Below are 26,392 nucleotides of genomic sequence, written 5' to 3' on the forward strand. Positions count from 1 at the left end.
AGGTTTGCTATGGAAACCTATTGGCATGACTGCTGATTCGGTACCTGCGGGCGGCGACCCCCGCCGGCTCCTCGCTGATGCGCGCGCCCTCGCGCGCCGAGTTCGTCTCGCCCAACAGGCGACGTGGTTGCCGCTGCTGGTGTTGGCCCTGGTGACGTTCGGGGCGATCCCGGTGTACCGGTTCGCCCAACCGGTCCTCAGCGATTGCCAGACGACGGCGACCGGCGAGGTGTGCAAGGCCTGGTTCCAGGCCGCGCAGTTCTACTGGTGGGCGGCGCTGCTGCTCGCGTACGTGGTGATCGCCGGCGGCTACCTGCGGATCGCCCGGGCCCGCGGACTGGGCACCCGCGTGCTGCCGTACGTGCTCACCGGTGTCGGGCTCGTCGTGCTCTCCGCCGCCGCCACCGCGGTGTGGAGCATCCTCGACCACCCGTACTACCCCGACGCCCCACCCGCCTCCGTCCAGCTCCTGTTCCGGCTGCTCGACCCCACCGGCGTGATCGGCTTGGCCCTGCTCATGCTGGCCTGGCTGGAGCGGCGCGTCGAGCTACTGGTATTCACCCTCGGTTACCTGGCGGTCGTGCTGGCGCCGATCAACTTCGGCTGGGGGGTCGGCTGGGGCCCGAACTGGGCGTTCGCCCCGCAGCTGGCCATCAACGGCGGCCTGCTGCTGCTCGGCAGCGTAGGGTTCGCGCTGGCGCAACGACTGCGACGCCCCCGGTGAACGGCCCCGCCAACACCCCCGAGCCGGACGACGCCGAGTCCCCCCATCCCGCCACCGGCCTCGACGACATGGTGCACCAGCGGGTCCGGCTGGGCATCCTCACCATCGCCCACGAGGCCCGCCGGGTCGAGTTCGGCTACCTGCGCGGCCAGCTGGAGCTGACCGCCGGCAACCTCTCCCAGCACCTGACCGTGCTGGAGACCGCCGGCCTGGTCGAGGTCGAGAAGGGGTACGCTGGGCGGCGCGGCCGTACCTGGATCACGCTCACCGCAGCCGGCAACACCGCGCTCGCCGAAGAGATCGGGCGCCTGAAGCAGCTCATCGCGCGGGTCGACGCCGCCGAGACAGGGGAATCCGGGTGACGCTTCACAGGGGTGACCGTCGGCGAAGGAGGGCCCTGCTCGTCGTGGGGGCGCAGGTGTCGCCGGTTGATGCGCCATCCCGTGACCGTGCCAGACTCGCCTCGTGGAAATAAGCCAGGCGAATGCGGACGACGTCGCAGACTTGGCCCGGCTGCTGTGGTTGGACACCCACTCCGAGGAGCCACCACAGCTGTCCGTCGCCGCATTCGCAGCGGAGCTGGCGCAGTGGTGGGCCACCCACCAGGATTCGCACCTGGCGTTCGTCGCTCGACTCCACCGGCCGGAGGCCGTCGGCATGGCCTGGGTCGCGCTCGTCCCGCGCGTCCCGAGACCCGGCGCGACGAGTCGGCTCTCCGCCGACATTCAGAGCGTCTTCGTCATGCCGGATCAACGAGGCCGGGGAATCGGCTCCGCGCTCGTGGACGCTGCATCGGCGCACGCGACTCGCCTCGGGTCCCTTCGCGTGACGGTCCGTTCCGGTCGCAAGGCAGTGCCGGTGTACGAACGGTTGGGCTTCGAGTCGTCCCGACAGCTTCTACAGCGACCGCCGGACTAGTCGAGGAGCCAGCCGAGCAACGCCTTGACCTGCGGCGTCAACGAGGAAACGGCAACGAGGGCGGCGAGAACCGTGCCGACGATGAGACTTCGGCGGTGCGCGGAGGCCCGCATCCCGGCCGTCAGGAGCCGGGTGCCGGCAACGAGTGACGCCGCTGCGGCGGCCCACGGCGCTACGCCGATCACGACGATCATCACTAGCGCCGTCGGCGCCCAGAGGCCGGGCCAGAGGTCAGCGCTACCGGTGAACTCGTCGCCCTGATGAGGCAGGTAGAGGTGACCGGAGAAGGAGGCGGCCCGACCGAGCGCGACACCGATGGCAATGACGTAGACGGCGGCCAGGGTGAACTGCACGCGCGCCAAGGCCCGGCCGGAACGGCCCGGGAGAGCAGTCGCATCGACTGCGCTGATCGTCATGGAGCGGATATTAGACCCGCTCGGCAGGGCTCGCGTGCCCGCGACCTTCGCGACTGCCGGGCGGCAGGTTCACGCGCCGCCGTCGTGGTCGGCCACGGCCTCGGGCGTGCGTGCGCGCGCTAGTAGCGGGCACCCACGACCTGACCGGCCAACTCGTCGAGGGCTGCCATGTCGTCCGCTGTCAGCTGCACCTGCAGGGCGGCCGCGTTCTGTTCCACCCACGGCACCCGCTTGGTGCCGGGGATCGGCACCACCGGGATGCCCAGCGTCCCGCTTCGCGAGGCGACCCAGGCGATGGCCACCTGACCCGACGTGGCGCCCTTGCCCTCCGCGATCCGCCTGACCCCGTCGGCGATGGCCTGGTTGGCTGTGGCTGCCTCGTCGGTGAATCGGGCGAGGCGGCGGCGCCCGTCAGTCGGAGCGAGTCGAGCAGGGTCGACTGTGCCGGTGAGGAAACCTCGGCCCAGCGGAGAGTAGGCGACGAGACCGACTCCCAGCGCGCGGGCCGCCTCCGCCACGACCGTCTCCGGATCGCGTGTCCAGAGCGAATACTCGCTCTGCACGGCCGCGATCGGGTGGACCGCGTGCGCGGCGCGCAACTGCTCTCCGGTGACTTCGGAGAGGCCGATATGGCGGACCTTGCCCTCCTCGACGAGTTCGGTGAGGGCGCCGATCGAGTCCTCGAAGGGTACCTGCGGGTTCACTCGGTGAAGGTAGAACAGATCGATGTAGTCGGTGCCCAGCCTCAGCAGCGAGGCGTCGGCGGCGGCTTTGATCGCGGCGGGTTCGTTCCTGATGACGACCTTGCCGCGGGCGGTGGTGAAGTCCATGCCGAACTTGGTGGCCAGTTGCACCTCGTCGCGTCGGCCGGCAATCGCTCGCCCGACGAGTACCTCGTTGTGACCGATGCCGTAGGCGGCGGCCGTGTCGATCAGCGTGACGCCGAGGTCCAGAGCCCGCCGGATGGTCGCGATGGATTCGTCCCAGTCGGCTGCGCCGTAGACGGAACTCATCCCCATGCAGCCCAGCCCTTCTGCGGAGACGCTGAGGCCGCCGAGCTCTACCCTTTTCATATTGTTCATCCCATTCCGGAGATCCGCACAACCGCATGTGAGGTTGACTGATCCAGAATCGCCCCTCTTTATCTGCTCAAACAGGTCCCCGATTTCCTGGGATAATCAGGGACAGTCACCGAGTGCGGCAGCCGTCCTACTGTTGGGCCATGGAGGAACGGACGAACGCCCTCGGCGAGTTCCTACGTGCGCGACGCGAACGGTTGCGGCCCGAGGACGCCGGCGTCGCAACGACCGGATACCGCCGCACCCCGGGATTGCGTCGCGAGGAGGTCGCGATGCTCGCCGGCATTAGCACCGACTACTACCTGCGCCTGGAGCAAGGACGCGACCGTACCCCATCCGCCCAGGTGCTCGACGCCCTCGCCCGGGTTCTGCAGCTCGACGCGGACGAGACGACATTTCTGTACGCCCTCACCCGGGCCCGCACCAAGCGGGGCCCGCACGCCCGCCTCGAAAAGGTCCTCGAAGGCACGCTCCGCCTGCTCGACGCGCTACCGATGCCCGCGTTCGTCGAGGACCGCTATCTGACGGTGCTCGCCGCGAACCAACTGGCGCAAGCTCTGTCGCCGAACATGCGTGCGGGAATCAACCGACTGGCCGCCGCGTTCCTCGACCCACACGACCGGGAACTGCACGACGACTGGGAGCAGGCCACCGCTGCCGCCGTGGGTCAACTGCGCGCGGTCATGGGCACTGAAGCGGCCGACCCTCGCATGGTGGCGCTCGTGGGTGAGCTCTCCAACAGAAGCGAACGCTTCAGACGGCTCTGGGTCCGGCAGGACATCGTCCGCCGCACCGGCAGCCGGACCCGCCTGCATCATCCTGAGGTCGGTGACCTCGACCTGCACCGGGAGAAGCTGATTGTCGCCGGGACCGACAACCAGGTTCTCGTGATCTACCACGCCGAACCCGGCACAGCCTCGGCGCAGGCGCTCGCCCTGCTCGGCAGCATCGCTGTCAGCGCAGAGCGTGCAGCAGACCCCGCTCCGTCGATGAACCATGGATACCGCGACGAGAACTTGCCCTGAGTGGTTTGCCGTGCACCCGATCCGTGGTGCGGGTTCGGTTGAAGTAGACCCGTAGACACGGGCACTGGTCCGCAGGCGCTTCCGAGTGCGTGAGGACCGGGATTCGGTCAGTTCCGTGCCGGGTTGCCGGCGAGAGCACGTACGAGGTAGGCGTTACGGTCCTCGATGAGTCGACGCAGGTACCGGTGCAGCAGGACCTTGCTGACCAGCCACCCGAGTACGCCGAGCGGGGCGGCGAAGTCGATGACGTCCCGCATGATCGTGGTTCCGTTCGCCGCATCCGACACGAAGACGTGCTCGTGGCGCCAACGGCGGAACGGGCCGGCGACCTGCTCGTCGACGAACCGGTGCGGACGGTCGTAGGCGGTGATCCTGGACGTCATCCGCCAGCGGATGCCGAAGTGTCGGGCGACCCAGGTGACCGAGTCTCCCCGGGACATCCGGCCGGACAGGATGCCGGCCACCGCCTCCTCGCCGGCCGAGGACATCGAAGCGGTGTGTGCGTTCACGTCCAGCGACAGGTCGAAGACCTGTTCCACCGGTGCCCGGACGACGGTGGTGAGGTCGATCAGCGGCACATGGGCAATCTACGGGAACGACCGGTGCGGCGCGGCTGCGGGTCAAACCCGTACTTGCGGATGTGGAAAGTTATCGCATAAGTTTCCGTGATGGAAAGTATTGACCTGGAGGGGGCGCTCAGAACGGCCGAGCGCAGCGCCGCTGCCCCTTACACCACCTACCCGCCCACACCGTGGTGGTACGCGCCCGCCGTCGGCGCCTGGTCTGCTGCCATGGTCGGCACCTTCACCTGGTGGCGCGAGAGCGCCGGGCTGTTCCTGGGGTCGCTCGCCGCCCTGCTCGCCGTCGAGATCCTCTTCGTCGTCTGGATGCGGCGCCGGCACGGGGCGCTTCCGATGCCGGGCACCGGAACACCACCCACCGAGATCGCCCAGGTCTGGCGCGAGTTCCTGGCCGCGCTGCCCGTGCTCGCTCTGCTCGTCGGGCTCGTCTGGTGGCTGATCGGCGTCCCGGCGGCCGCCGGGACGGCCTTCGTCCTCGTGACAATCGGGCTGAGCGCTTACGAGCGGCGCTACGCCCGGGCCGCCGCCAGAACCCGGTCGCGCCTGCGGTGATCGACGGGCTGGATCCGGTCATCCACGTGCCGAAGCGTCTGGCGGCGATGGCCGTCCTGGCCAACGCGCCCACCGTGACGTTCCGGTTCCTGAAGGACCACCTGCAGATCAGCGACTCCGACCTCTCGCGGCAGATGTCCACCTTGGAGGCCGCCGGCTACGTCAGCTCGACCAAGACCGGCTACGGCCGCGGAGGCAGCACCACCTACCGGATGACCCGCGCCGGACAGACCGCTTACCAGAATCACTGCGCGGCCTTACGGGCGCTGATCGGCGACGCGTAGCGCTACCGGCCCGCCGACCGACGGCCCGGAGACCAGGTACGCCCGGTGGGCGCTTGGCTCGGCACGGGCAGGAGCCCCCGGCCGTCCCCTGACCTGCTTGGTGTTGCGGGCACCGGGAATGGCGGCGGGAAACCCGCGCCGGCGAGGTCACGTCGCGGTGTTCGCGCCGCGCCGTCCGACGGCTCGGGAGCCGACCTGCACAGCGGTGCGGACGGCTTCCGGTAGTGGGATGTCCCGGGAGAGGTCGAGGGCGAGGGATCCGAGGAAGGCATCGCCGGCTCCGGTGGTGTCGACGACCGGCATGGTGGGCGCGGGAACCGCTGCGGACCCGTGCGGGTGGGCGTAGGCGGCGCCGTGCGGGCCGGCGGTGACGACGACCGTGGGTGGCCCGAGGCGCTGCAGAGCCTTGGCCGCTTCGCGCGGCTCACCGCCGACGGTACGCAGGATGACGGCGGCTTCGTGCTGGTTGACCACGAGGACGTCGAGGTGCCGCAGCAGGGTGGGTTCGAGATCGGCGTGGGGTACGAGGTTGCCGATGACGGTCGGTGCGGGCCGCCGCCGCAGGAGCGCCGTCACCGGTTCGGGAGGCAGGTCGAGCTGGACGACGACGCGGCTGTCGAGAGTGGTGACGCGCTCGACGTCGGGTGTGGTGAGCTCGGTCGCGGGTGAAAGGGCGAGGGTGATGTAGCTCTCGCCGTCCGGGGTTACCTCGATGACTGCCGCGCCGGTGGTCACGGCCGGGATCAGCGTGAGGTGGCGGGTGTCGACGCCCACGTCGGTGAGGGCGGCCCGGATCTGGTGACCCCAGGGGTCCGCGCCGACGTTCGCAACCAGGCGGACGCGTCCGCCGCGCTGGGCGACGGTGATGGCCTGGTTGAGGCTCTTGCCGCCGGGGCTCGCGGTCGGCGGCGAGCCGAAGGCGGCGCGTCCCGGGAGGGCGCGGTGCGGAACCCGGACCGTCAGGTCGATGGTGGCCCGGCCGACGAAGGTGACGTCGAAACCGTCGGCGGCGTCACGCTCGTCGGTCATCGAGGCGTCCGCCGGTACGCCCTCGACCGGGTGGGTCGGCGCGCCGCGCCGGCCGGCAGCTGCGGCGCGGCGGACGGTCCTGCGGTCCGGTCGCTCATTCGTGGTCGAGGCCGGCGCGACGTCGCACGGTCTCGGTGACCGCGAGCCAGTGCTGCTCGGACTGTCCGTGCGCCATGGCGTCGATGTACGCGTCGCGCAGCACCGCGCCCAGCGGCAGCGGCACTCCGTGCGCCTGCGCGGTGTCGAGGGCGAGGTTCATGTCCTTGTGTCCGAGCGCCAGCTTGAACGCGACCGGCTCGTAGTCGCGGGCGGCGATCTTCCGGCCGTAGGTCGGGTAGACCACGCCGGTGAACAGTTGGTCGCTGATGATGTCGATCAGCAGCGTCGGGTCGAGCTTCGCGGCCTCGGTGACGGTGGTCGCCTCGGCCATCGCTCCGATGGAGCAGGCGATCAGGTAGTTGACCTGGATCTTGAGCAGGTTGGCGTGCGGCGGTTGGTCGCCGATCGTCCACGTGCGACGGCCGATCACGTCGATGAGGGGCTGTACGACGGTGGTCGCTGCGGCGTCGCCGGCCACCAGCACAGTCAGGTTTCCGGCGCGGGCCACCTCGCTGTTGCCGAGCACCGGCGCGGCCACGTAGCGCAGGCCCAGCTCCGTGTAGCGCCGATGGGCGCGGGCCGCCAGTTCGGTGCTGATGGTGGCGGTGTTCACGTGCACGGCGCCGGCCGGGGCGCCGGCCAGCAGGTCCTCGTCGAGGAGGAGTCGGGTCACCGCGTCGTCGTCGCTGAGCGCGCTCAGCACCACGTCGCAGGCGAAGATCTCGGTCAGGTCGGTGGCGGCGGTGGCGCCGCGGTCGGTCAACTCCCGCACCGGCTCCGGCGATCGGTTCCAGACGTGGACCGGGTGACCGGCGGCGAGCAGGTTGCTCGCCATCGCGCTGCCCATCGCCCCGAGCCCGACGAATCCGATCTTCATTGCTGGTCACGCTCCTGGCTCTCGTGCTGCTCCGGGTGGCTGCGGTAACCCTACGGATCATGCTCCGGTGGTTCCACGATTGGTGACGGACGTCCCCGGGGCCTACGGCTGCGCGACCGCGCTTGACATGAAGTGAGGTTCAGGCTCTAGCGTCGCGATGTGGATCAAGGAGCGGTTCAGGGCCGATGATCCGAAGAGACAACACCGTCAACGGAAGGAACCTCATGCGACTGGCGCGCCTTCTGCGTCCACGCACCGTCGTGAGCGCACACTGTGATCTTCCCTGCGGGGTGTACGACCCGGCTCAGGCTCGGATCGAGGCCGAGTCGATCAAGGCCGTCTGCGAGAAGTACCAGGCCAACGACGACGCGGAGTTCCGCACCCGGGCTCTCATCATCAAGGAGCAGCGGGCCGAGCTGGTCAAGCACCACCTCTGGGTGCTCTGGACCGACTACTTCAAGCCGCCGCACTTCGAGAAGTACCCCGAGCTGCACACGCTGTTCAACGAGGCCACCAAGCTGGCCGGCGCCGGCGGCGCGAAGGGCTCCGCGGACCCGGCCGTCGCGGATCAGCTCCTCGCCAAGATCGAGCAGATCTCGAAGATTTTCTGGGAGACGAAGCAGAGCTGATTTTTCGGCAGCCCCAGGGTTGCCGGCCGGGCAACCCTGGGTGCCCGAAACCGCAGGCTTCCGGCGGAAGTAGGCTCAAACAGTCAGGACCCCACCGACCACGCCCCACCGACGAAGCCCTTCGCACAACCCTCAGGAGTGGCCCATGCAATCTCGTACCGATCTCATCGAAGATCTCATGGGCCGATTCCCGCACGTGCCGCGCGAAGCGGTCATCAAGGAAGACCTGCTCCGCGGTGGCCTGGCCTTCGACGACTCGGCGCTCACCGACAACGAGAACGGCGACGTCAAGCCGAAGTCGTACTTCATCTTCTCGTTCGACCACCGCACGCTGCCCGAACTGGGCGCCGCCGCGCTGCGCCGGCCGCCCGAGGAGATCGTGCTCACCGGCGGACCGTACGACCTTCGCCGCACGGTGGTGTCGGTCCGCACCAACCCCGACTCGCCGTACCGGGTCAAGCCCGACGACGACGGCCGGCTCATGCTCTTCCTGGACGGACGGGCGATCGCCGAGGTGGGCCTGCCTCCGATGCCGGAGTACTACCGGCACACCCTCAGCAACGGCAAGTCGGTGATGGAGGTCGCACCCACGATCCAGTGGGGCTACCTCATCTACCTGACCGCGTTCCGGGTCTGCCAGTACTTCGGCGCCAAGGAGGAGTGCCAGTACTGCGACATCAACCACAACTGGCGCCAGCACAAGCAGGCGGGCCGCCCGTACACCGGCGTCAAGCCCGTCGACGAGGTCCTCGAAGCGCTCGCCATCATCGACAAGTACGACACCGCCCGTACCTCACACGCCTACACGCTCACCGGCGGCAGCATCACCTCGAAGGTCGACGGGCTGGCCGAGGCCGACTTCTACGGCCGCTACGCACAGGCGATCGAGGAGCGGTTCCCCGGCCGGTGGATCGGCAAGGTCGTCGCCCAGGCCCTGCCCCGGGCGGACGTGCAGCGCTTCCACGACTACGGCATCCGGATCTACCACCCGAACTACGAGGTGTGGGACAAGCGGCTCTTCGAGCTCTACTGCCCCGGCAAGGAGCGGTACGTCGGCCGCGAGGAGTGGCACCGGCGCATCCTCGACTCCGCCGAGGTCTTCGGTTCCCGCAACGTCATCCCGAACTTCGTCGCCGGCGTCGAGATGGCCGCCCCGCACGGCTTCACCAGCGTCGACGAGGCGATCGACTCGACGGCCGAGGGCCTGCAGTACTTCATGTCCCGCGGGATCACCCCGCGCTTCACCACCTGGTGCCCGGAGCCGACCACCCCGCTCGGCCGGGCCAACCCGCAGGGCGCGCCGCTCGAATACCACATCCGTCTCCTGGAGGTCTACCGCGCGACCATGGAGGCCAACGGCCTGACCAGCCCGCCCGGGTACGGCCCCGCCGGCCCCGGCCGGGCGGTCTTCTCGGTCAGCTCGTTCATGGACAGCCTGCCCGCTGACTCCGAGGCCGCGACTCACGGCTGAGCGGGCTCGGGCATTCCCGTCCCGAACGCCGCGGTGCCCGACCGGACTGAACCGGCCGGGCACCGCGGCGCATACCCTCGCCGCTGCGGGCAGCTCCGCGGCCGACGTGGGCAGCTCCCGGCCCGCGCCGGTCAGCCGCCGACGACCTGCCAGAGCAGGAACGTGTTGAGCGCGATGACCAGGACGGCGATCACTGCGGCGGCGGCGGTGGTGAGCGGGTGGTTGACGAGGTTGCCCATCAGGTCGCGGCGCCGGGTGAACGCCACCACGGGGATCAGCGCGAAGGGGATGCCGAAGCTCAGCACGACCTGGGAGAGCACCAGCGCCTGGGTCGGGTCCAGGCCGATGGCGAGGATGACCACGGCCGGAACGAGGGTGATCAGCCGGCGCAGCAGCAGGGGGATCCGGCGGCGCAGGAAACCCTGCATGATGATCTCGCCGGCGTAGGTGCCGACGCTGGTGGAGGCGAGCCCGGAGACCAGGAGGGCGACCGCGAAGCCGAACGCCGCCGCGGTGCCGACGGTCTGGCCGAGCCCCGCGTGCACCCCCTCCAAGCTGTCGGTGTCGGGGGTGGCGGTGCCGTGGAAGCTGACGGCCGCGATGAGCAGCATCGCGAGGTTCACCGTTCCCGCGGCGGCCAGCGCCAGCAGCACGTCGGTGCGCTGACCGCGGAACAGGGTCTTGCGTTCGGCGTCGTTGGTGGCGGGGATGCGGTTGCCGGTGAGAGCGGAGTGCACGTAGATGACGTGCGGCATCACCGTGGCGCCGAGGATGCCGGCGGCGAGAAGGATGCTGTCGGTGCCCTGCAGGCGGGGGACCAGGCCGGCCACCGTCGAGCCGGGGTCGGAGCCGGCGGCGAGCAGACTGGCGGCGAAGACGAGGACGATGACGCCGAGCAGCACGGCGATGGTGATCTCGAAGGTGCGGAAGCCCCGGGAGCGCAGCGCGAGCACCGCGAAGGCGGCGGCGCCGATGATCAACCCGCCGGGCAGCAGCGGGATGCCGAACAACAGGTACAGCGCGACCGCGCCGCCGATCACTTCGGCGAGGTCGGTGGCCATCGCGACCAGCTCCGCCTGGCCCCACATCAGCCGGTTCACCGGACGAGGAAGCCGCTCCCGGCACAATTCGGGCAGGCTGCGCCCGGTGGCCAAGCCCAGTTTGGCGGTCAGCGTCTGCACCAGCATGGCCATCAGATTCGCCACCACGACCACCCAGACCAGCAGATAGCCGTAGCGGGCGCCGGCGGTGGAGTTGGTCGCGAAGTTGCCCGGGTCGACGTAGGCGACAGCGGCCACGAACGCCGGTCCCAGGAGGATCAACCGGCCCCGGATCCGGCCTCGGGCGCGGGCGATCTGCAGTGGCGACGCGGGCCGCGCGGCTACCTCGTTCGTGACCACCAGACACCTCCCGAGAACGACGGGGAACGAGCGTCGTTCTCCTTCCCGGGGAAGTGACCCGTTGATGCCACCGGGCGGCCCGGGCGGGCCAGGATCACCGACGCGGCGGCTGTCGCCGGAGCCGGCAAGCTCCGACGACAGCACACCTCGGGTACCCGGCGGCCCGACCGGCCGGCTACGCCGTGATCGCCTTGAGCAGCGCCTCGCCCGCGGCCGCAGCCGACTGCGGGTTCTGCCCCGTGATCAGGTTGCCGTCGACCACGACGTAGGAGCCGAACGCCGGCCCGCCGTCGAACACCGCGCCGGCGGCGCGCAGCCGGGACTCCAGCAACCAGGGAGCGTTCGCCGCCAGCCCGACCTGGTCCTCCTCGGCGTCGGTGAACGAGGTCATCCGACGGCCGCGGAACAGCCAACTGCCGTCCTCGTTCCCGGCGGGCAGGAACGCGGCCAGCCCGTGACAGAGCGCGGCGACGGCCTTGCTCTCGTCGGGCAGCATCGCCTCCAGAATGCGTGCGATGTCGGGATCCACGGCGAGATCCTGCATCGGGCCGTGTCCGCCGGGGACCAGCACGGCGTCGTAGTCGGCCGGATCCACGTCTTCGAGCCGTAGCGGCGACCCGAGCACGTCACGAAGGCCTGCCAGGTAGGTCTTCTCGCTCTCGTCGGTCAGGCTGACCGCGTCGGCGACCGGCACGCGACCGCCCGGGGTTGCGATGGTGACCTGCACGCCGGCCTCGGTGAGAATCCGGTGCGGGGTGATGAACTCCTCGGCCCAGAAGCCGGTGGGACGCTGGCTGCCGTCCTTCTGCGTCCAGAAGCGGGCACCGGACAGAACGATCAGAACAGATGACATGGGATCAACTCCTTACGCCGATTGACGTTGTCACCTTACGAACTTAGAACCTCACGTTGTTATGCTTTCTGGGCATCAGGGTTAGAGCCGTACGCGCTACGATCGTTACATGGAGAACTGCCCGCCCGTGGTCTGCGAGGCGAGCGACCTGCTGCTCGCGTTCGTGAACTCCGGGTCGCTCGACGAGTGGCTCGGCGATTCCGGGGCGACCCCTGCCGGAGCCGCTTCGGATGTCGCCGCCGCCTCCGAGCTGCGCGCCAGCCTGATCGTGCTGCTGCGCGAACACTCCGGCTGCTCGCTGGATCCGACCGAGGTGGAGGCCGCCGAGAGTCACCTGCGGCAGGTGGCGGCGCGCTATCCGCTGGTCGCGGTGATCGGGGCGGAGACGTCTTCGCTCGTGCCGGCACACGACGGCGCGTTCGGCCGCTTCGCCCAGGTGCTCGGCGCGGTCACCGACCTCGCCTACCGGGGCGCGTGGACGCGGGTGAAGGTGTGCAAGAACGACAACTGTCACCGGGGCTTCTTCGACAAGACCCGCAACACGTCCGCCCTCTACTGCAGCCCCACCTGCTCCTCGCAGGCGTCCATGCGCGCCTACCGCAACCGACGGAAGGCGGCCTGACGTGGAACTGCGCCACCTGCACGCCTTCGTGGCGGTGGCCGAGGAGCGCAGCTTCTCCCGGGCCGCCACCCGCCTGCGCGTCGCCCAGTCCGCGGTCTCCCGTACGGTGCAGGCGCTCGAACGCGAACTCGGCCTTCCACTGTTCGAACGCAGTAGGCACTACGTCGAGCTGACGAAGACCGGACACGCCACTCTGGACAGTGCTCGCGCGGCACTCGCCGCCGCCGAGGCCGTTCGCGACGCCGCGCGTCAACCGTGTCCGGCCGCGTGCCCGCAACCGTCGACAACCCCGCGCTGACGATTGCTCGGAGAGCCGCCGCTCGCCGACGACGGGCAATGCCGCGCTCACACCGAGCCCGTATCCCGCTTGCGAACCCCACCTAGCATGCGGCCATGACACGGGGCGCGGTCGGCGGGATCGCCGTGGGAGTGCTGCTTCTGCTGGGTTGCTCGGTGGGCGCGAGCGGCGGAGACGAACCGGCCGCCGCGCCGCACGCGAGCGTTGACGCCGGCGCGACGTTGGAGGCCGTGGACCTGCTGCGGTCGGGTACGAAGTTCATCGACGAGACCGGCTTCCGAGTCGACACCGATATCGGGGGAATAGTGACGATCCGGTCGTACGCCGACAACGTCAAGAGGCGCGCCGCCACCAAGCTCTCGGCGTCCGGGCAGGTCATCGAGATCCGGATGATCGAGAACGCGATCTACATGAAGACCAACGCGGATCTCCCTGGCGTCGGCAAGGAATGGATGTCTCTCGACCCCGCCCGCGTGCCGTCGGACTTCGCCCTGAGCTTCGCACCGGGCAAGAACGACCCTGGCGGCTCGGCGCGCCTCATCGACGCGATCGTCACCGCCCGGATCGAGGGCTCCCAGGTCGCCGGGACGCTCGACGTGACCCGAATGCGCCCCGGAAACGGGATCAACTTCCAGCCGAATCCGGGCGAGACGTTTCCCGACACCGTGCGTAGCCAGCCGTTCCGTGCCACGTTGGATGCCGAGGGCCGGCTCGTCAGCTTCGTGATCCCGGAGGCCGACGGCCTGCCGGCCGCGTCCCTGGGCTACGCCGACTTCGGAAAGGCAGTCGAGGTCGTCCGACCGCAAGGAGCGGTCCCCGCGCCAGCCGCCCTGTATCCCCAGCTCGGCCTCGGTGGCTGAGACCGGCCGTGCGGCACGGATTGGCCTCGGTCGGCCAGACCCGTCCCGCACCTCGCCTTGACCGTCCTCGAACATAGATGGTCTAGCGTCGGGTCACATGACGGAGCGGGAAGCGGTCGCGCACCTGTTACGCCGGGCGACCTTCGGACCCACCGCCGAGGAGGTCGACGCCGCGGAGCGGGCCGGCTACCCGGCCACGCTGAACCGGCTGCTCACCCCGAGCGGTACCGACCGGGGCGCGGCGGCCACACCGACGCCGACGCTCGGCCCCGACCCGGCCGCCCAGCTGGAGAAGGGGGCGAGCCGCGAGCAACGCCAGCAGGCCAACCAGCAGCGACGCGAGCAGGTAACGGCGGTGACCGACTGGTGGCTGGACCGGATGGTCGCCGCCGAGCACCAGACCGACGAGAAGTTGCTCTTCTTCTGGCACGGCCACTGGGCGACCAGCGTGCAGAAGGTCCGCTCCGCCTCGCTGATGCTGCGCCAGCTCGACACCCTGCGCCGGCTGGGACGGGGCCCACTGGCCCCGCTGGTGGAGGCGATGGTGCGCGACCCGGCCCTGATCCTCTGGCTGGACGGGCAGAAGAACACTCGCAAGGCGCCGAACGAGAACCTGGCCCGGGAGCTGATGGAGCTGTTCACGCTCGGCATCGGCGGTGGCTACACCGAGGCCGACGTGAAGGAGGGGGCGCGGGCGCTCACCGGCTGGGTCGTCGACCGGCGCACCGCCGTCGCCCGGTTCGAAGCGCGACGCCACGACAAGGCGCCGAAGACGATCCTCGGCAGTCGGGGAACCTTCGACGCCGGGTCGTACGCGCGGCTGCTCGCCGGCCACCCGGAGGCCGCACGGTTCATCGCCGGCCGCCTCTGGTTCCGGTACGCCGGCGCCGACGTACCGCCCCCGGAAGGAATCACCGGCCCGGACACGGTCACCGTGCTGCGTCGCCTGTTCACCGCCCCGACCTTCCCGCAGACCCGGGACAGACTGGTGAAACAGCCGGTGGAGTGGTTGGTCGGCGCGGCCCGCCAGCTGGGCGTGCGACCGTCCGCGCTGCCCGAGCAGGGCCGGCGGCAACTGATGGCCGGACTGAACGCCCTCGACCAGATGCCACTGCGCCCACCGAGCGTCGGCGGCTGGCCGGCCGGCACCGCCTGGCTGACCACCTCGTCGTTGCAGGCCCGACTGCGCCTCGCCAACCAGCTCGCCGGTGCGGCCGCCCCGGCGGTCCTGGCACGGCTCACCGCCGCGCCGACCGCCGGACGTCCCGACGCCCTGGCCCGACTGCTCGTGGTCGACAGATGGAGCGCGCGCACCCGGGCCGCGCTGACCCCGCTGGCGGACGACCCACGCCGGCTGCTGGTGACCGGCCTGGTCAGTCCCGAGTACGCGGTGAGCTGAGAAGGAGACATTCGTGGACACCCTGACCCGACGGCGGTTCCTGGTGGCCAGCGGCGTGGTCGGCGCGACCGCGCTCGCGGCCGGCGCCGCCGCGTACCGCCTGGAGGACCTGCTCGCCACCGCCGGTGACCGCGACCCTGAGGCCCGCACCCTGGTCCTGGTCACCCTCTACGGCGGCAACGACGGCCTGAACACCGTCATCCCGTACGCCGACGCCGCGTACCAGGATGCGCGCCCCGACCTGGCGTACCAGGCGGAGGAGGTCAAGCGGCTCGACGACGGGTTCGGTCTCAACCCCGCGCTGACCGGCCTGCACCGGCGCTTCGGCGAGGGACAGCTCGCGGTGGTGCGGGGCGTCGGCTATCCGAAGCCCGACCGCAGCCACTTCCGGTCCATGGACATCTGGCACACCGCCCAGCCGGATCGCCCCGGCACCACCGGCTGGCTGGGCCGGTGGCTCGACGACGCCGGTGGGGATCCGCGACTCGCGGTCTCCTTCGAGCCCGCGCTGCCACCGCTGCTGGCCGGGGAGAGGAGCGCCGGCGCGTCGGTGCCGGTGACCGAACGCAAGGCGGCCAGGGGGCTGACGCAACCGACGCTGACCGCGCTCGCCGCCGCCGCGCCGGACGATTCGCCGGCCCGGGCCCGCGCCGCGGCCTGCTTCGCCGACCTGCACGCCGTCGACGACATGATCAAGGGGGTACGCGACGCGGCCGAGCCGGGGGAGGGGAGCGAGGGGGAGGCGGCCCCCGCCACCGCGACCGGCGGTGCCCGGTCCTCCCTGGACGCCCAGCTCGACCTCGTCGCGCAGTGCATCGACGCGGGTGTCTCCACCCGGGTCTTCTCGGTGTCGCTCGGCGGCTTCGACACCCACGCGGACGAGAAGCAACTGCAGGAGGTGCTGCTCGGGCAACTGGACCGGGCGGTGGACCGCTTCGTCGACCGGATGTCGCGCACCGACGCGGGCCGCAAGGTCGTCGTGATGATCTACTCGGAGTTCGGCCGGCGGGTGCGCGCCAACGCCTCGGACGGCACCGACCACGGCACCGCCTCGAACGCGCTGCTCGTCGGCGCGCCGGTGCGCGGCGGCCTCTACGGCGAGCCGCCGAGCCTCACCGACCTCGACGACGGTGACCTGAAGTTCACCACCGACTTCCGGGACGTCTACGCGACCATCCTCGACCGGGTGCTGGCCACCGACCCCGGCAAGGTCCTGGCGGGCTGGCGGGGACGCCTCGACGGCGTGCTCTGACGGCTGCCGTGCGGGCGTTCTTGGGGCGCGACTTCCGGCGTGGACGGGCGGCGCACCGGACTGCCTCCACTGTGGGCTGATCGGCGAGGCGACTGCGGGGCGATGTCGGATCGTACGGCGGGACTTCGGTCCCAGCGGTGGCTCATCCCATCCGATCGAACTACTGTCTGTGCCGTGCTGATCACTCTTCCGGCCTGCGCCGGTCAGGAAGGAGAAGGTCCTCGATGACGTACCAGTACGAGCGCGACCTGCACCTGACGCACGACCCGGCAAGGGGTTACTGGAACTTCGTCCTGCACATCGAACCGCCGATCGGCCCGGGAAGCGCCCTCAACGCCGCACAGCGGTTCGACCCCGCCGGAAGCCGGTACGCGGCGGAGTGGCTCGAACGACTGGTCCCCTGCGACGCCGACGCCCTCCACGTCACCCTCGTCGGTCCGAAGGATGCGCCGAACCTCTGGCACCCCTGCGTCCGTGACGACCCCGACTCGCCCTCCGCCGTCTCCGGCGACGGATGCGCCTGCTGGCAGACGTACCGCGATCCGCTGACCTGGCTCCCGGTCGCCGCGCACCACCACCGCACGGTCGGCGGCGATCACGAGAGCTGGCAGCACCTCACCTACGCGCCGCTCGCGCTCGCCGCCGGTGAACGCCTCGACGCGCTGATCATCGACCGGGAGGCGGACCTGGTCTGGGTGCGCAGCGACCGGGGCAACCTGCACCTCCTGCCCGAGACGCAGGGGGCCGGGTACAGCGTCGGCTACGGGGGCGGAGGCCCCACCGAGCTGGCGAGGATGATCGAGAAGATCGTGCGGTCGGAGGGCGCCGACGTGACCCCCGGAACCCCGGCCGAGCTGCCGAACCGGCGAGTGTACGGCTGGATCAGCAGCAAGGCGGCCGACCGTACCCAGGAACTCACCCTCGACCAGCTCAAGCTGCTCTGCCACACCGGCTCGGTGGCCTGAGTGAACGATGTCGGCCGGGCGCCGGTGGCTTCGAGCCACCGGCGCCCGGCCGGGAGTGCGGACGTCAGCGCTCGAGTTTGCCGTCGTGGCAGTTGCGGGGTGCGGAGACCGGGTTACAGCGCACCGAGACCCCACCGGGAAGTTCACCGACGAAGTCGCTGTCGTACCGGGCGGCCATGCCCACCGTCGGGAAGTCGGTGGTGACCATCTGCGCGCCGCTGGACAGCGCGACGTCCAGCCGGCTGAACTCCTCGTTCTTCACCGTGCTCAACGGCTCGTCCGACCGGGTACGCACGATGTAGCCGCGCTTGACCAGGTCGGTGATGGTCGCGGCGTTCGCGCCGCGGGGGTCGTTGACCATGGTGATCGCGGCGTCCGCGTCACCCGGGTTTCCGCGGGTGAAGACGGCCCGGCCGGCGAGGCTCGGGTGGCCGTCGAGGTACATGTCCCGGATCGTGCCGGGCCCACCGTTGTCGAAGAAGAACATCACCTTGCCGCGGGCCCACCTGAGGGTCGGCCAGCCGTTCTTCAGCACCGACTGTTCGAGCGTGAGGCCGGGCTTGCGCAGGTCGTCAGCGGTGATCAGCTCGTTCTCGGTGAAGACCGAGCGGATCTCCTCGTCGACGTCGTCGAGCAGCGCGGCGTCCCACGCCGGGCTGACCGCGCCGCCGAGCTTCTCCCAACGGTCGTCGGTCTGCTTCAGCTCCAGCTGGAGCACGATCGGCGCGTGGTCCGGGTTGGCGCGCGACCAGCTCCGCACCTGCTGCATGCAGACGACGAAGGTACGGCAGGTGCTGTTGTAGTCCTGGTCGGCGACGTGCAGCACCTTCATGCCCGGCGCGGCCATCGCCGGGTCGTCGATCGGTCCCAGGCCGGCGCGCTGGCGGGCGAGCGGGTTGCGGTAGAGGCCTCCCTGCGGATCGGGCAGCAGGTCCAGCTCGATGCCGCGCATGTTCTGCCGACCGAGCAGGTCGGGGATGGAGGCGTGCGAGTACCAGCCCCAGGACGGGTAGCCGGGGTCGATGTTGATCGACTCCACGAGCTCCGCGCCCTGCATCTCACGGTGGAAGGCGTTGTGGGCGCCCATGAACTGGATCTGGTTCATCCGGATGTTGTCGCCGTTCGCGGCGCCTGCCGCGAGGGCCTCCTGCTGCGCCGGCAGCACGGCCGAGAGCACGCTCACGGCGGCGACGGCGGCCACGACAGCGGCGGCAACCGCCCCGAGTCGCCCGACAACGGAAGAACGTTCTCTAAACTGGATCTTCACGCGATCATGCTCGAAATCCGGTGTGAACTGACCGTGTCAGGGACTCGTGGCTCGTCCATCCGGGTTGTGAACCTTCGCCAACCGGTCAGGGTGGGTAACCGCTGTCATGTCAGCTGGTGCGTCAGCCCGGCCCGGTCGATCTGCATCCAGTACTGCGTGATGACGCCGTTCTCGACGTGGTAGACGACGGAGTTGATCTGACGTACCAGCCGGCCGGTAGCCGCATGGCCGTCGACGGAGGCCAGGTGGCGTCCCGTCTGCGTCAGCCGGACGTACGCCCGCGCCCCGTCGACCAGGAACTCGTGCACCTCGAGTGAGAAGTCGCCCCAGGTCGCCTGCATCTCCCGCACGTGCTCGACATAGTCCGCGGGAGTCCGTTCGATCGTGACCTCATGCTCCGAATGCACCTGATGAGCCAGAACTCGTGGGGCCATCAGCTCGACCGCTCGATCGGGGGCACGACCGGATCGAACCTGGTCGAGAAATGCCGCCACAACGCGGCGAGTCACGTCTGCGTTGATCACGGATCAGCTTCGCACGCTGCTCTCGATCGATCCGTTTCAGGGGCACCGACGGTACGCGCCGTACGAAGTCATGGTGAACCGGATCTTGCCGGCGGCTAGCCGTTCGGTGGCAAGGAGGCGGCAAGGGTTGGCTGCCAGGATCTGCACCCGCTCCGCAGATCGGCTGTTCCCCTGCCCACCGCAGACGGATACCGCAACGCGGTGACCACCATCAACGGCCCGGCGCTCCGGCCGGGTCGACCACATCGGAGGAATCATGAAGCTCGGCAGGTTCGGGCGGATGACCGCGGCGAGCGCCGCGGCCATCCTGCTGACGTCCATGATGAGCAGCCCGGCGCTGGCCGCCGACCACACCATGTACACCCTCGACGACAACCCCGGCGGCCGGGTCGAGTTCACCGAGTACGGCGACATCATCAAGCTCTGTGACGTCCAGGCGGACGGCCACTACGTCGTCCTGGGCGTCTACGACGAGTTCGGGAACGGCTGGTGGGACTACGCCAGCGGCAACGGCAACTGCATCACGCACCGGGCCTCTCAGGGCGGCGAGTACAACCTGTACGAGAGCACCGAGTACAAGTTCACGATCAGCCTGATGGAGACCGGCGGGTTGGACTACGAGTTCAGGAACGTCGCGTTCTGGCTCAACGACCACTGACGGTTGCACCGCGACCCGAATCGGTCGACGAGGGCGCTGACGGGTTGTTCGTCGGGTGGCCCGCGCTCGTGAGGGTGCGGCGGTGCGGCCGGGAGTCCGGCCGCACCGCCGCACGGTCAGACGGTGATCAGGTCGAACTTCTCCCAGGGGCCGATCGCGTCCCGGTTCGCGATCAGCGCCTCGGCCCCGGCGTTCTCGGCGACCACATACTTGCTGTTCACCGTCGCCCGCAGGCTGACCGAGCCGTCCGTGTTCCGGACCAGGGCGAAGGTCTCCCACGACCCGGCCGTCGCCCGGTTCGCGATCAGCGGGTTGGCGCCGGCGTTCTCCGCGCAGACGAACTGGTTGTTCACCCGGGCCCGCAGGGCGACGTTTCCACCCCCGCGGTCGACCAGGTCGAACTGCTCCGGTCCGCCGACCGCCGTGGCGGACGCGACCAGATTGCCGACCCCGGCGTTGCCGGCCGAGACGTACCGCCCGTTGGCCTGGGCCCGCAGCGCGACCGCCCCGCTCGTCGGTGGGCCGCCGCCGGTGAGGATCCGCAGTGCGTCGACCATCCCCACCGAGGTGGCCCTGTTGACGATGCGGATGGTGTGGGTGCCGTTGGTCAGCCCGGTCCTGCGGAACACGACCTGCTGGGCCTGACGGGGACCGGCGACGTAGAGGTTGACGTTGGTCTGGAAGACGTTGTCCAGGTAGACGTCGACGTTGCCCATGTCGCTGAACCGTTCGGAGAGGTACTCCACCCCGGTTCCGGTGAAGGTGTAGCTGGCCGCCGCGCCGACGGTGGTGCTGTGGTGGGTGTCGTCGTTGTAGTCGCCGTACCCGCGGCTGGTGGTGTGGTGCCAGCCGGAGTCGTAGGTCAGCATCGTGCCGTTGACCAGCCCGCCCGCGCCGGGGCCGCCGAGGCCGAGCGTCGAGGCGGTGCCCGACAGCGTCTTCTCGCCCTGGTTGGCGGTGCCGGTGAGCGTCGTGCCGGTGTACGTCGACAGGGGCTTCGCGGTGCGCTCCAGCACGTAGACCGTGTTCGCCGTCGTCGCGAAGCTGACCTCGGCGGCCGTGGTGGTGGTCAGCACCGCGTTGTCCGAGGCGCGGCGGACCCGTACCTCCTGCCCGCCCCACGGGTTGACCACCCGGGCGGTCTTGCCGTACAGGCTCCGCAGGCCGACGTACTTGACCTCGCCGGCCTCCCGCTCGGAGCTGACCAGGAACCCGTCCTTCGCCAGCAGGGTGAACTTCCCGACGAAGCTGGAGTCGGTCGGCACGGCCGGGAAGACCCGGATCTTGTCGTTGTACGACTGCATCAGCGACTCGTTCATCGCCGCCAGGTGGATGCCGAGGTACTCGAAGACCCCGTTGGTGTTGTTGGTCATCCCGTTCGGGTGGTTCTGGTATTTCTGCAGCATGGTCCGCATGCCCTGGAATGCCTGGTTGCCCAGGCCGAGGCGGGCGGCGTGCACGTGGTCGTTGGCCCAGACGTTGCCGTACGGGTGCGGGCGCACGTTCCAGGTGGTGATGGCGGTCTGCTGGTCGGGGTAGCCGATGCCGGTCCGGTCGTACGGCCACACCAGCTCCAGCGCCACGTTCTCGCCGTTGCGGGTCGGCGAGGACGGCGGGTCGTGCGGCAGGTAGGCACCGTTCTGCACCTGGTACGGCGCCAGGTTGTCGACGATGTTCTGCCAGCCGGCGCGCAGCCCTGCGTCGAGGTTGAGCTGCTGGCTGACCTGGATGGTGAGCGGGAAGAGCAGCCGTACCGCGGCCAGGTCGGTGATGGCGTTGCGGACGTCCCAGTACGTCTCGTGCGCGTTGGAGTTGGCCATGTACCACCGGCCGGTGCCGCTGTCGTAGTCCAGCATGTCCTCGTAGAACTTCACGGCCTCCCGCATGTAGGGGTAGGCGGTGTTGCGCAGGTACGCCTCGTCGTTGCTGTACCGGTACTGCAGGTACATGTTGTAGGCGGCCTCGGTGCCGGTGGAGTAGAGGTCGTTGACGAAGTCGCTGTTGATCGTGCCGCGGGCGTTGCCGTCCCAGCCCATCGTCTCGGGCACCCAGAGCCCGTCACTGCCGTACCGGGTGGTGGTGTACGACTTCAGCGCGGCGAGGTTGCGGCTGTAGAGACGGTTGAAGCCGGAGAGCAGGTCGACGTGGTTGCTGGCCAGGAACGAGTTGTAGACGTCGCGTTGGTTCCAGTACCAGTACCCGTTGCTCCACTTGGAATTGTCCTGCGTCGCGCGGAAGACGCCGTTGATGAAGTGCATCGGGTAGTTGCCGTACCCGCCGGCCGCGATCATGTACGTCGCCAGGTAGTAGACGTTCTCCAGGTAGTCGGCGTCACCGGCGGTGTTGGAGTACTGCACGAACGACTTGGCCCAGAAGTCGTGCCACCAGGCGCGGTAGCTGTTCAACGTCGACGTGTAGCCGGTGTTCTTGACCGCCGTGAGCTGGCTCTTCGCCTGGGCCACCGAGTTGAGGCCGGGGGAGTTGATCCGGCTGGCCGCGGTCAACCAGATGGTGTAGCTGGAGGTGGGGGTGATGTTCAGCCGAACCCGGGTGCCGTTGACGACCTGGGAGGTGTAGGACGCGCCCTCGACCGTGGCCGCCAGGGTGTAGCCGAAGTTGTTCGCGTCGGTCTGCCCCCGGCTCAGCCCGACGCCACTGGCATCGGCGAAGGTGGAGACCGTCCGCCAGGTGTTCAGGTCGGGCACGTCGGCGATGTTCTGGACGGTGCTCATGTCCCAGAGGCTCAGGTCGAGCCCGACGCTGGTCACGCCGGGCCGGCTGTCCTCGACGTGGATGCCCATCACCTCGGAGTTGGGCGCGCCCATGACCGTGACGGTGCGGTTGTTGTCGTACCTGGTGGTCAACGTCCCGTCGTGGAGCGAGAGCCGTTGCTGGAAGGTGGTGTAGCCGGTGTCGAGCTGCGGGTTGCTGTACAGGTTGACCAGGCCTGCGGCGTAGGTGGACTGCTGGGACAGGTCGACGCCGGAGACCTGCATGGTCAGGCCGTTGGCGTTCCACGCCATGGCGCCCGTACGGCCGTTGCCGACCGTGAGGCCGTGCAGGGGGTTGGTGTTCGGGCGGTTGTAGACGATGTCGTGCTTGGCCAGGTAGGCGGCGCGGTTGACGTTCAGCGCTCCGGTGCTGGTGTTGAACGCGGCGTCGGTGGGGGCTGCGGCGGCCGGCCGGCTCGGTGCGGCGGCCACGATGCCACCGCTGAGCAGGACGGCGAGGGCGATGCGCAGCGGCGTTGTCACCTTCATCGACACGATCTCCTCTGGATCGTCGCGGATGATGCCTCGCATCCCGGGAGTCGCCCGGTGGGGCCGCGTCCGCCGAAACGCGGGCGATGTCGAGACGGATCTGGGACGGTGCCCACCCGGAGGGTTCGCCGACTCCGGAAAGACATCGACCTGCATCTGTATCGAGCAGTTAACATCGGATGTCTCTGCGCGTCAATCCCTCGCGCCCGAGAATCTGGGGCGACCCGACCTGAGGTAGCAAGTCGATCGAGGTGGAGACATCGGATCTATGCCGGCCGATCGGCAGGGCGGCCGGGCCCGGCCACGGCGCTGCTCGCGGAGCTGGAGCAGTCCGCGCCGGAGCCGGGTAGCCGAACCGGCCCGGAGCAGACGAAGCGCCGCCGAGGCCTGGGCGGCCTTCGGCGGCGCGGTGCTTCCGGACTCAGTGCGACAACGCCTTCTCCAGCTCCGCCTTCGACATGCCGGAGCGGCCCTTGATGCCACGCTTCTTCGCCTCGTTGTACAGCTGCTCCTTGGTGCGCCCCTGCGCGCCGCTGTGCGAACGCTTGCCGCCCCGGTGCCCCGACGAGACGTCCTCGCGGGACAAGCGGCTCGACGTGCGGGCCTCGCCGGAGCGGGCACGCTCCTTGTTGACGGTCCGGGCGGCGATCTCCTCGGCCCGGTCCGTGGAGGCGCCACGCTTCTTCGCGCTCGCCTTGATGTGCTGGTACTGCCGTTCCCGCTTCGGGCTGGCTCCTGCTGGCATCGCTCGCCTCCGGTGCTGGTACGGGACCGGGCGACTGCTCCGGCGGCTGTCCGTCGGGCACCACAGCCCAGGTCGTCCGCGCTCACGTGACCTGGGCAGAAGTGCCCTGACCGCCGGATACCGAAACGTCATGGGCGAGCGGACCACGGCGCACAAACGGAGTCGCCTGGGCTGGGCCTCGCGGCCCTGCCCAGGCGACTCCTGTTCGTCGAACCGGCGAGGTGTTACGCCACGCTACGACGACGGTGCAGCAGCATCAGGAAGCCGCCGATGATCACCAGCATCGCGCCGGCGGTGAGCGGCGTCCCGATCGCGTTGCCGGTCACGGGCAGGACCTGACCGACGTACCGGAAGGTCACCGGGTCCGACGAGCCGCCCGGCGTGGTCACGACGACCGTCGTGTCACCTGCCCGGCAGGCCGGCGTGCGGAACGTCAACGAACGTCCGTCCGCGGCCACGTTCACCTCATCCGCAGGAATGGTCTGCCCGCAGATCGTCACCGTGGTCTGCCCGGGGACGAAACCAGACCCGCCTACGGTCACCGTGGTGCCGCCAGTGGTCGGACCCTGACCCGGGTTGATGGTGCCGACGGTCGGCGGGGCCGCGATGTAGGTGAATGTGGGTGCGGTGGTTTCCCCGGCGGGGAAGACCAGTTCGACGACGGCTGGTCCGGCGGTGTTGGGTGGCGTGACGACGGTGATGGCGGTGCCGGCCGGGTTGAGGGTGAAGTTGGTGCCGGGTACGCCGTCGAAGGTGACGCCGGTGGCGCCGGTGAAGCCGGTGCCGGTGATGGTGACCGTGGTGCCGCCGGAGGTGGGTCCGGTGGTGGGTGTCAGGTCGGTGATGACGGCGTCGCTGCCGTCAGCGAGGTAGGTGTAGTTCAGCGGTGGTGCGGATCCTCCGGGGGTGGTGACCACGACTGTCGCGGGGCCGACCGCGCCGGGCGGGGTGACGGCGGTCAGCGAGGTGCCGCCGGGGGCGACGACCACGTTGGTGGCGGGCGTGCCGTCGAAGGTGACGGTGGTGTCCCCGGGTACGAACCCGGTGCCGGTGATCGTCACCGTCTGCCCACCGGACTGCGGACCCTCATCCGGGCTGATCGCCCCAGCGGTCGGTGGGGCGGCGAGGTAGGTGTAGCTGTCGGGTGCGGTGGCGTTGGCGCCGGGGATGAGGACGGTGACGTCGACGGTTCCGGGTGTGCCGGGTGGGGTGACGACGGTCAGCGAGGTGCCGCTGGGGTCGACCACGAGGTTGGTTCCGGGTGTGTCACCGAAGTTGACTCCGGTGGCGCCGGTGAGGCCGGTGCCGGTGATCGTGACGGTGGTGCCGCCGGTGCTGGGTCCCTGGTCGGGGACGACGGAGGTGATGGTGGGTGCGATGTAGGTGAATGTGGGTGCGGTGGTTTCCCCGGCGGGGAAGACCAGTTCGACGACGGCTGGTCCGGCGGTGTTGGGTGGCGTGACGACGGTGATGGCGGTGCCGGCCGGGTTGAGGGTGAAGTTGGTGCCGGGTACGCCGTCGAAGGTGACGCCGGTGGCGCCGGTGAAGCCGGTGCCGGTGATGGTGACCGTGGTGCCGCCGGAGGTGGGTCCGGTGGTGGGTGTCAGGTCGGTGATGACGGCGTCGCTGCCGTCAGCGAGGTAGGTGTAGTTCAGCGGTGGTGCGGATCCTCCGGGGGTGGTGACCACGACTGTCGCGGGGCCGACCGCGCCGGGCGGGGTGACGGCGGTCAGCGAGGTGCCGCCGGGGGCGACGACCACGTTGGTGGCGGGCGTGCCGTCGAAGGTGACGGTGGTGTCCCCGGGTACGAACCCGGTGCCGGTGATCGTCACCGTCTGCCCACCGGACTGCGGACCCTCATCCGGAGTGATCGACGCAGCCGTAGGCGGCTGGGGTGCGTCCGGACGCTCACAGATCGCCTCGGCCACGACGACCGTGCCGACCGGAATGACCACCGGCTGCCCGAGGACCGAGCCGCTGAGGGTGAGCGAGGCTCGTACGGCAGCCGCCGCCGCACCTGCGGCGGTCGTGGTCTCGGTGCGCGTCAACGAGGCGTTGAGAGCCGCTCCGAGCAGCCCGGGCACCGTTACCGCCGCGCTGGCGTCCACACTGGGTCCGTTCGCCACCAACGTCACCGCCTGGCCGAACAACTCCAGATCGACCAAGGTCGTGTCGGCGCTCTGCGCGCCGTCGAACGGGCACGACACGCTCGCCGTCGCCTCCGCGGTGTCCACCACGTCGATGCCGAGCACGTTCAGGTTGAGGCCGCTGACCCGGGACAGCGCGGACGACACTCCGGGCGACCGCGTGGCGGTCACCTCCTCGACCGTCCCGCTCGCGCTCACCCCCAGCGCGCCGGGCAGGGAGATGGCGATCAGTGTCGAGGTGTCCGTGCCGCCGCCCGGCGGCGCCGTGGCCGAACCGATGACCGCGTCGGCGCTGATGACCGCCACACCGAGGACGTCCGCTGACAGGTCGACGACCACGCCCCTGGCGCTGGCGCTGCCGGGCTGGGCCAGTGCCGGCGCTCCCACGCCCACACTGGCCACCGCGCCGACCAGCGTCGCCACCGACGCCGTAGTGAATCTTCGCAGCACAGAACCCA

At 69.8% G+C, this 26,392-nt stretch carries 27 protein-coding genes; 15 read left to right on the forward strand and 12 right to left on the reverse strand.

The genetic code is table 11. From position 1 onward, the window contains the following. Nucleotides 1-25: 25 nt before the first annotated feature. The 3 genes from D7147_RS09240 to D7147_RS33675 all read left to right on the forward strand — a co-directional run bounded on the left by D7147_RS09240 (nt 26) and on the right by D7147_RS33675 (nt 1,642). A complete protein-coding gene (locus tag D7147_RS09240) occupies nt 26-724 on the forward strand; it encodes a hypothetical protein (protein WP_120675733.1) in 699 nt (232 codons plus the stop codon). A gap of 68 nt (nt 725-792) precedes the next feature. Continuing rightward, on the forward strand, nt 793-1,086 hold the full coding sequence (locus D7147_RS09245) for a transcriptional regulator (RefSeq protein WP_120676697.1): 294 nt from the start codon (nt 793-795) through the stop codon (nt 1,084-1,086). Between the two features lie 103 nt (nt 1,087-1,189). Further along, nucleotides 1,190-1,642 (forward strand): GNAT family N-acetyltransferase, encoded by a 453-nt coding sequence (locus D7147_RS33675; RefSeq protein ID WP_120675735.1) that lies wholly within the window; start codon nt 1,190-1,192, stop codon nt 1,640-1,642. Here D7147_RS33675 and D7147_RS09255 read toward each other — a convergent pair. Together D7147_RS09255 and D7147_RS09260 are read right to left on the reverse strand one after the other, a co-directional pair. After that, entirely contained in the window at nt 1,639-2,058 is a 420-nt protein-coding gene (locus D7147_RS09255) for a hypothetical protein (RefSeq protein WP_120675737.1), read from the reverse strand. The two genes, D7147_RS33675 and D7147_RS09255, sit on opposite strands and share 4 nt — an antisense overlap. 119 nt (nt 2,059-2,177) lie before the next feature. Further along, nucleotides 2,178-3,131: an aldo/keto reductase gene (locus D7147_RS09260; protein WP_120675739.1), complete on the reverse strand. Its 954-nt coding sequence runs from the start codon at nt 3,129-3,131 to the stop codon at nt 2,178-2,180. A gap of 149 nt (nt 3,132-3,280) precedes the next feature. On the opposite strand from D7147_RS09260, the gene D7147_RS09265 reads away from it, so the two are divergent. Further along, the gene (locus D7147_RS09265) at nt 3,281-4,162 is read left to right on the forward strand and encodes a helix-turn-helix domain-containing protein (RefSeq protein WP_120675741.1); all 882 of its coding nucleotides are present in this window, start codon (nt 3,281-3,283) and stop codon (nt 4,160-4,162) included. Nucleotides 4,163-4,269: 107 nt separating this feature from the next. On the opposite strand, the gene D7147_RS09270 is transcribed toward D7147_RS09265, so the two are convergent. Further along, nucleotides 4,270-4,740, reverse strand: coding sequence for an SRPBCC family protein (locus D7147_RS09270; RefSeq protein ID WP_120675743.1), 471 nt, complete (start codon nt 4,738-4,740; stop codon nt 4,270-4,272). A 90-nt stretch (nt 4,741-4,830) separates the two neighbouring features. On the opposite strand from D7147_RS09270, the gene D7147_RS09275 reads away from it, so the two are divergent. Next, entirely contained in the window at nt 4,831-5,295 is a 465-nt protein-coding gene (locus tag D7147_RS09275; RefSeq protein WP_120675745.1) for a hypothetical protein, read from the forward strand. Between the two features lie 26 nt (nt 5,296-5,321). After that, the gene (locus D7147_RS09280) at nt 5,322-5,579 is read left to right on the forward strand and encodes a transcriptional regulator (protein ID WP_199734135.1); all 258 of its coding nucleotides are present in this window, start codon (nt 5,322-5,324) and stop codon (nt 5,577-5,579) included. 147 nt (nt 5,580-5,726) lie between these two features. Here D7147_RS09280 and D7147_RS09285 read toward each other — a convergent pair whose 3' ends face one another. Next, nucleotides 5,727-6,608 carry a ribokinase gene (locus tag D7147_RS09285; RefSeq protein WP_120675749.1) on the reverse strand — a complete coding sequence of 294 codons (882 nt, stop codon included), beginning with the start codon at nt 6,606-6,608 and terminating at the stop codon, nt 5,727-5,729. Between the two features lie 94 nt (nt 6,609-6,702). Then, on the reverse strand, nt 6,703-7,584 hold the full coding sequence (locus tag D7147_RS09290; RefSeq protein ID WP_120675751.1) for an NAD(P)-dependent oxidoreductase: 882 nt from the start codon (nt 7,582-7,584) through the stop codon (nt 6,703-6,705). A 224-nt stretch (nt 7,585-7,808) separates the two neighbouring features. Between D7147_RS09290 and sodN the strand changes: the two genes are divergently transcribed. Together sodN and D7147_RS09300 are read left to right on the forward strand one after the other, a co-directional pair. Then, nucleotides 7,809-8,213, forward strand: coding sequence for a superoxide dismutase, Ni (gene sodN, locus D7147_RS09295; RefSeq protein ID WP_120675753.1), 405 nt, complete (start codon nt 7,809-7,811; stop codon nt 8,211-8,213). A 145-nt stretch (nt 8,214-8,358) separates the two neighbouring features. Further along, nucleotides 8,359-9,684, forward strand: coding sequence for a radical SAM protein (locus tag D7147_RS09300; protein WP_120675755.1), 1,326 nt, complete (start codon nt 8,359-8,361; stop codon nt 9,682-9,684). Between the two features lie 131 nt (nt 9,685-9,815). Here D7147_RS09300 and D7147_RS09305 read toward each other — a convergent pair whose 3' ends face one another. After that, the gene (locus D7147_RS09305) at nt 9,816-11,084 is read right to left on the reverse strand and encodes an Nramp family divalent metal transporter (RefSeq protein ID WP_120675757.1); all 1,269 of its coding nucleotides are present in this window, start codon (nt 11,082-11,084) and stop codon (nt 9,816-9,818) included. A 175-nt stretch (nt 11,085-11,259) separates the two neighbouring features. After that, nucleotides 11,260-11,937: a type 1 glutamine amidotransferase domain-containing protein gene (locus D7147_RS09310; RefSeq protein WP_120675759.1), complete on the reverse strand. Its 678-nt coding sequence runs from the start codon at nt 11,935-11,937 to the stop codon at nt 11,260-11,262. 109 nt (nt 11,938-12,046) lie between these two features. Here D7147_RS09310 and D7147_RS09315 point away from each other — a divergent pair, with 109 nt between their 5' ends. From D7147_RS09315 to D7147_RS09340, 6 genes are all read left to right on the forward strand, one after another. After that, nucleotides 12,047-12,559: a CGNR zinc finger domain-containing protein gene (locus tag D7147_RS09315; RefSeq protein WP_120675761.1), complete on the forward strand. Its 513-nt coding sequence runs from the start codon at nt 12,047-12,049 to the stop codon at nt 12,557-12,559. 1 nt (nt 12,560) lies between these two features. Continuing rightward, entirely contained in the window at nt 12,561-12,857 is a 297-nt protein-coding gene (locus D7147_RS33365) for a LysR family transcriptional regulator (protein ID WP_120675763.1), read from the forward strand. 95 nt (nt 12,858-12,952) lie between these two features. Beyond that, nucleotides 12,953-13,717: a hypothetical protein gene (locus D7147_RS09325; RefSeq protein WP_120675765.1), complete on the forward strand. Its 765-nt coding sequence runs from the start codon at nt 12,953-12,955 to the stop codon at nt 13,715-13,717. A gap of 97 nt (nt 13,718-13,814) precedes the next feature. Then, a complete protein-coding gene (locus tag D7147_RS09330; RefSeq protein WP_120675767.1) occupies nt 13,815-15,116 on the forward strand; it encodes a DUF1800 domain-containing protein in 1,302 nt (433 codons plus the stop codon). Between the two features lie 13 nt (nt 15,117-15,129). Further along, nucleotides 15,130-16,368 (forward strand): DUF1501 domain-containing protein, encoded by a 1,239-nt coding sequence (locus tag D7147_RS09335; protein WP_120675768.1) that lies wholly within the window; start codon nt 15,130-15,132, stop codon nt 16,366-16,368. 224 nt (nt 16,369-16,592) lie between these two features. After that, nucleotides 16,593-17,333 (forward strand): hypothetical protein, encoded by a 741-nt coding sequence (locus D7147_RS09340; RefSeq protein WP_120675770.1) that lies wholly within the window; start codon nt 16,593-16,595, stop codon nt 17,331-17,333. A gap of 64 nt (nt 17,334-17,397) precedes the next feature. On the opposite strand, the gene D7147_RS09345 is transcribed toward D7147_RS09340, so the two are convergent. Both D7147_RS09345 and D7147_RS09350 read right to left on the reverse strand, forming a co-directional pair. Next, the gene (locus tag D7147_RS09345) at nt 17,398-18,516 is read right to left on the reverse strand and encodes a phosphatidylinositol-specific phospholipase C1-like protein (RefSeq protein ID WP_199716602.1); all 1,119 of its coding nucleotides are present in this window, start codon (nt 18,514-18,516) and stop codon (nt 17,398-17,400) included. Between the two features lie 188 nt (nt 18,517-18,704). Further along, nucleotides 18,705-19,124 carry an ester cyclase gene (locus D7147_RS09350; RefSeq protein ID WP_120675774.1) on the reverse strand — a complete coding sequence of 140 codons (420 nt, stop codon included), beginning with the start codon at nt 19,122-19,124 and terminating at the stop codon, nt 18,705-18,707. Between the two features lie 256 nt (nt 19,125-19,380). On the opposite strand from D7147_RS09350, the gene D7147_RS09355 reads away from it, so the two are divergent. Continuing rightward, nucleotides 19,381-19,782 (forward strand): hypothetical protein, encoded by a 402-nt coding sequence (locus D7147_RS09355; protein ID WP_120675776.1) that lies wholly within the window; start codon nt 19,381-19,383, stop codon nt 19,780-19,782. A 116-nt stretch (nt 19,783-19,898) separates the two neighbouring features. On the opposite strand, the gene D7147_RS09360 is transcribed toward D7147_RS09355, so the two are convergent. From D7147_RS09360 to D7147_RS09370, 3 genes are all read right to left on the reverse strand, one after another. Then, nucleotides 19,899-23,084, reverse strand: coding sequence for a glycosyl hydrolase family 95 catalytic domain-containing protein (locus D7147_RS09360; protein WP_233563047.1), 3,186 nt, complete (start codon nt 23,082-23,084; stop codon nt 19,899-19,901). A 379-nt stretch (nt 23,085-23,463) separates the two neighbouring features. After that, nucleotides 23,464-23,787, reverse strand: a complete 324-nt coding sequence (locus tag D7147_RS09365; protein ID WP_120675778.1) for a plasmid stabilization protein — start codon at nt 23,785-23,787, stop codon at nt 23,464-23,466. Between the two features lie 224 nt (nt 23,788-24,011). Further along, the gene (locus D7147_RS09370; RefSeq protein WP_147437378.1) at nt 24,012-26,384 is read right to left on the reverse strand and encodes an IPT/TIG domain-containing protein; all 2,373 of its coding nucleotides are present in this window, start codon (nt 26,382-26,384) and stop codon (nt 24,012-24,014) included. Between the last annotated feature and the right edge of the window lie 8 nt (nt 26,385-26,392).

The organism is Micromonospora musae (genome assembly GCF_003626545.1).
Lineage (GTDB): Bacteria > Actinomycetota > Actinomycetes > Mycobacteriales > Micromonosporaceae > Micromonospora > Micromonospora musae.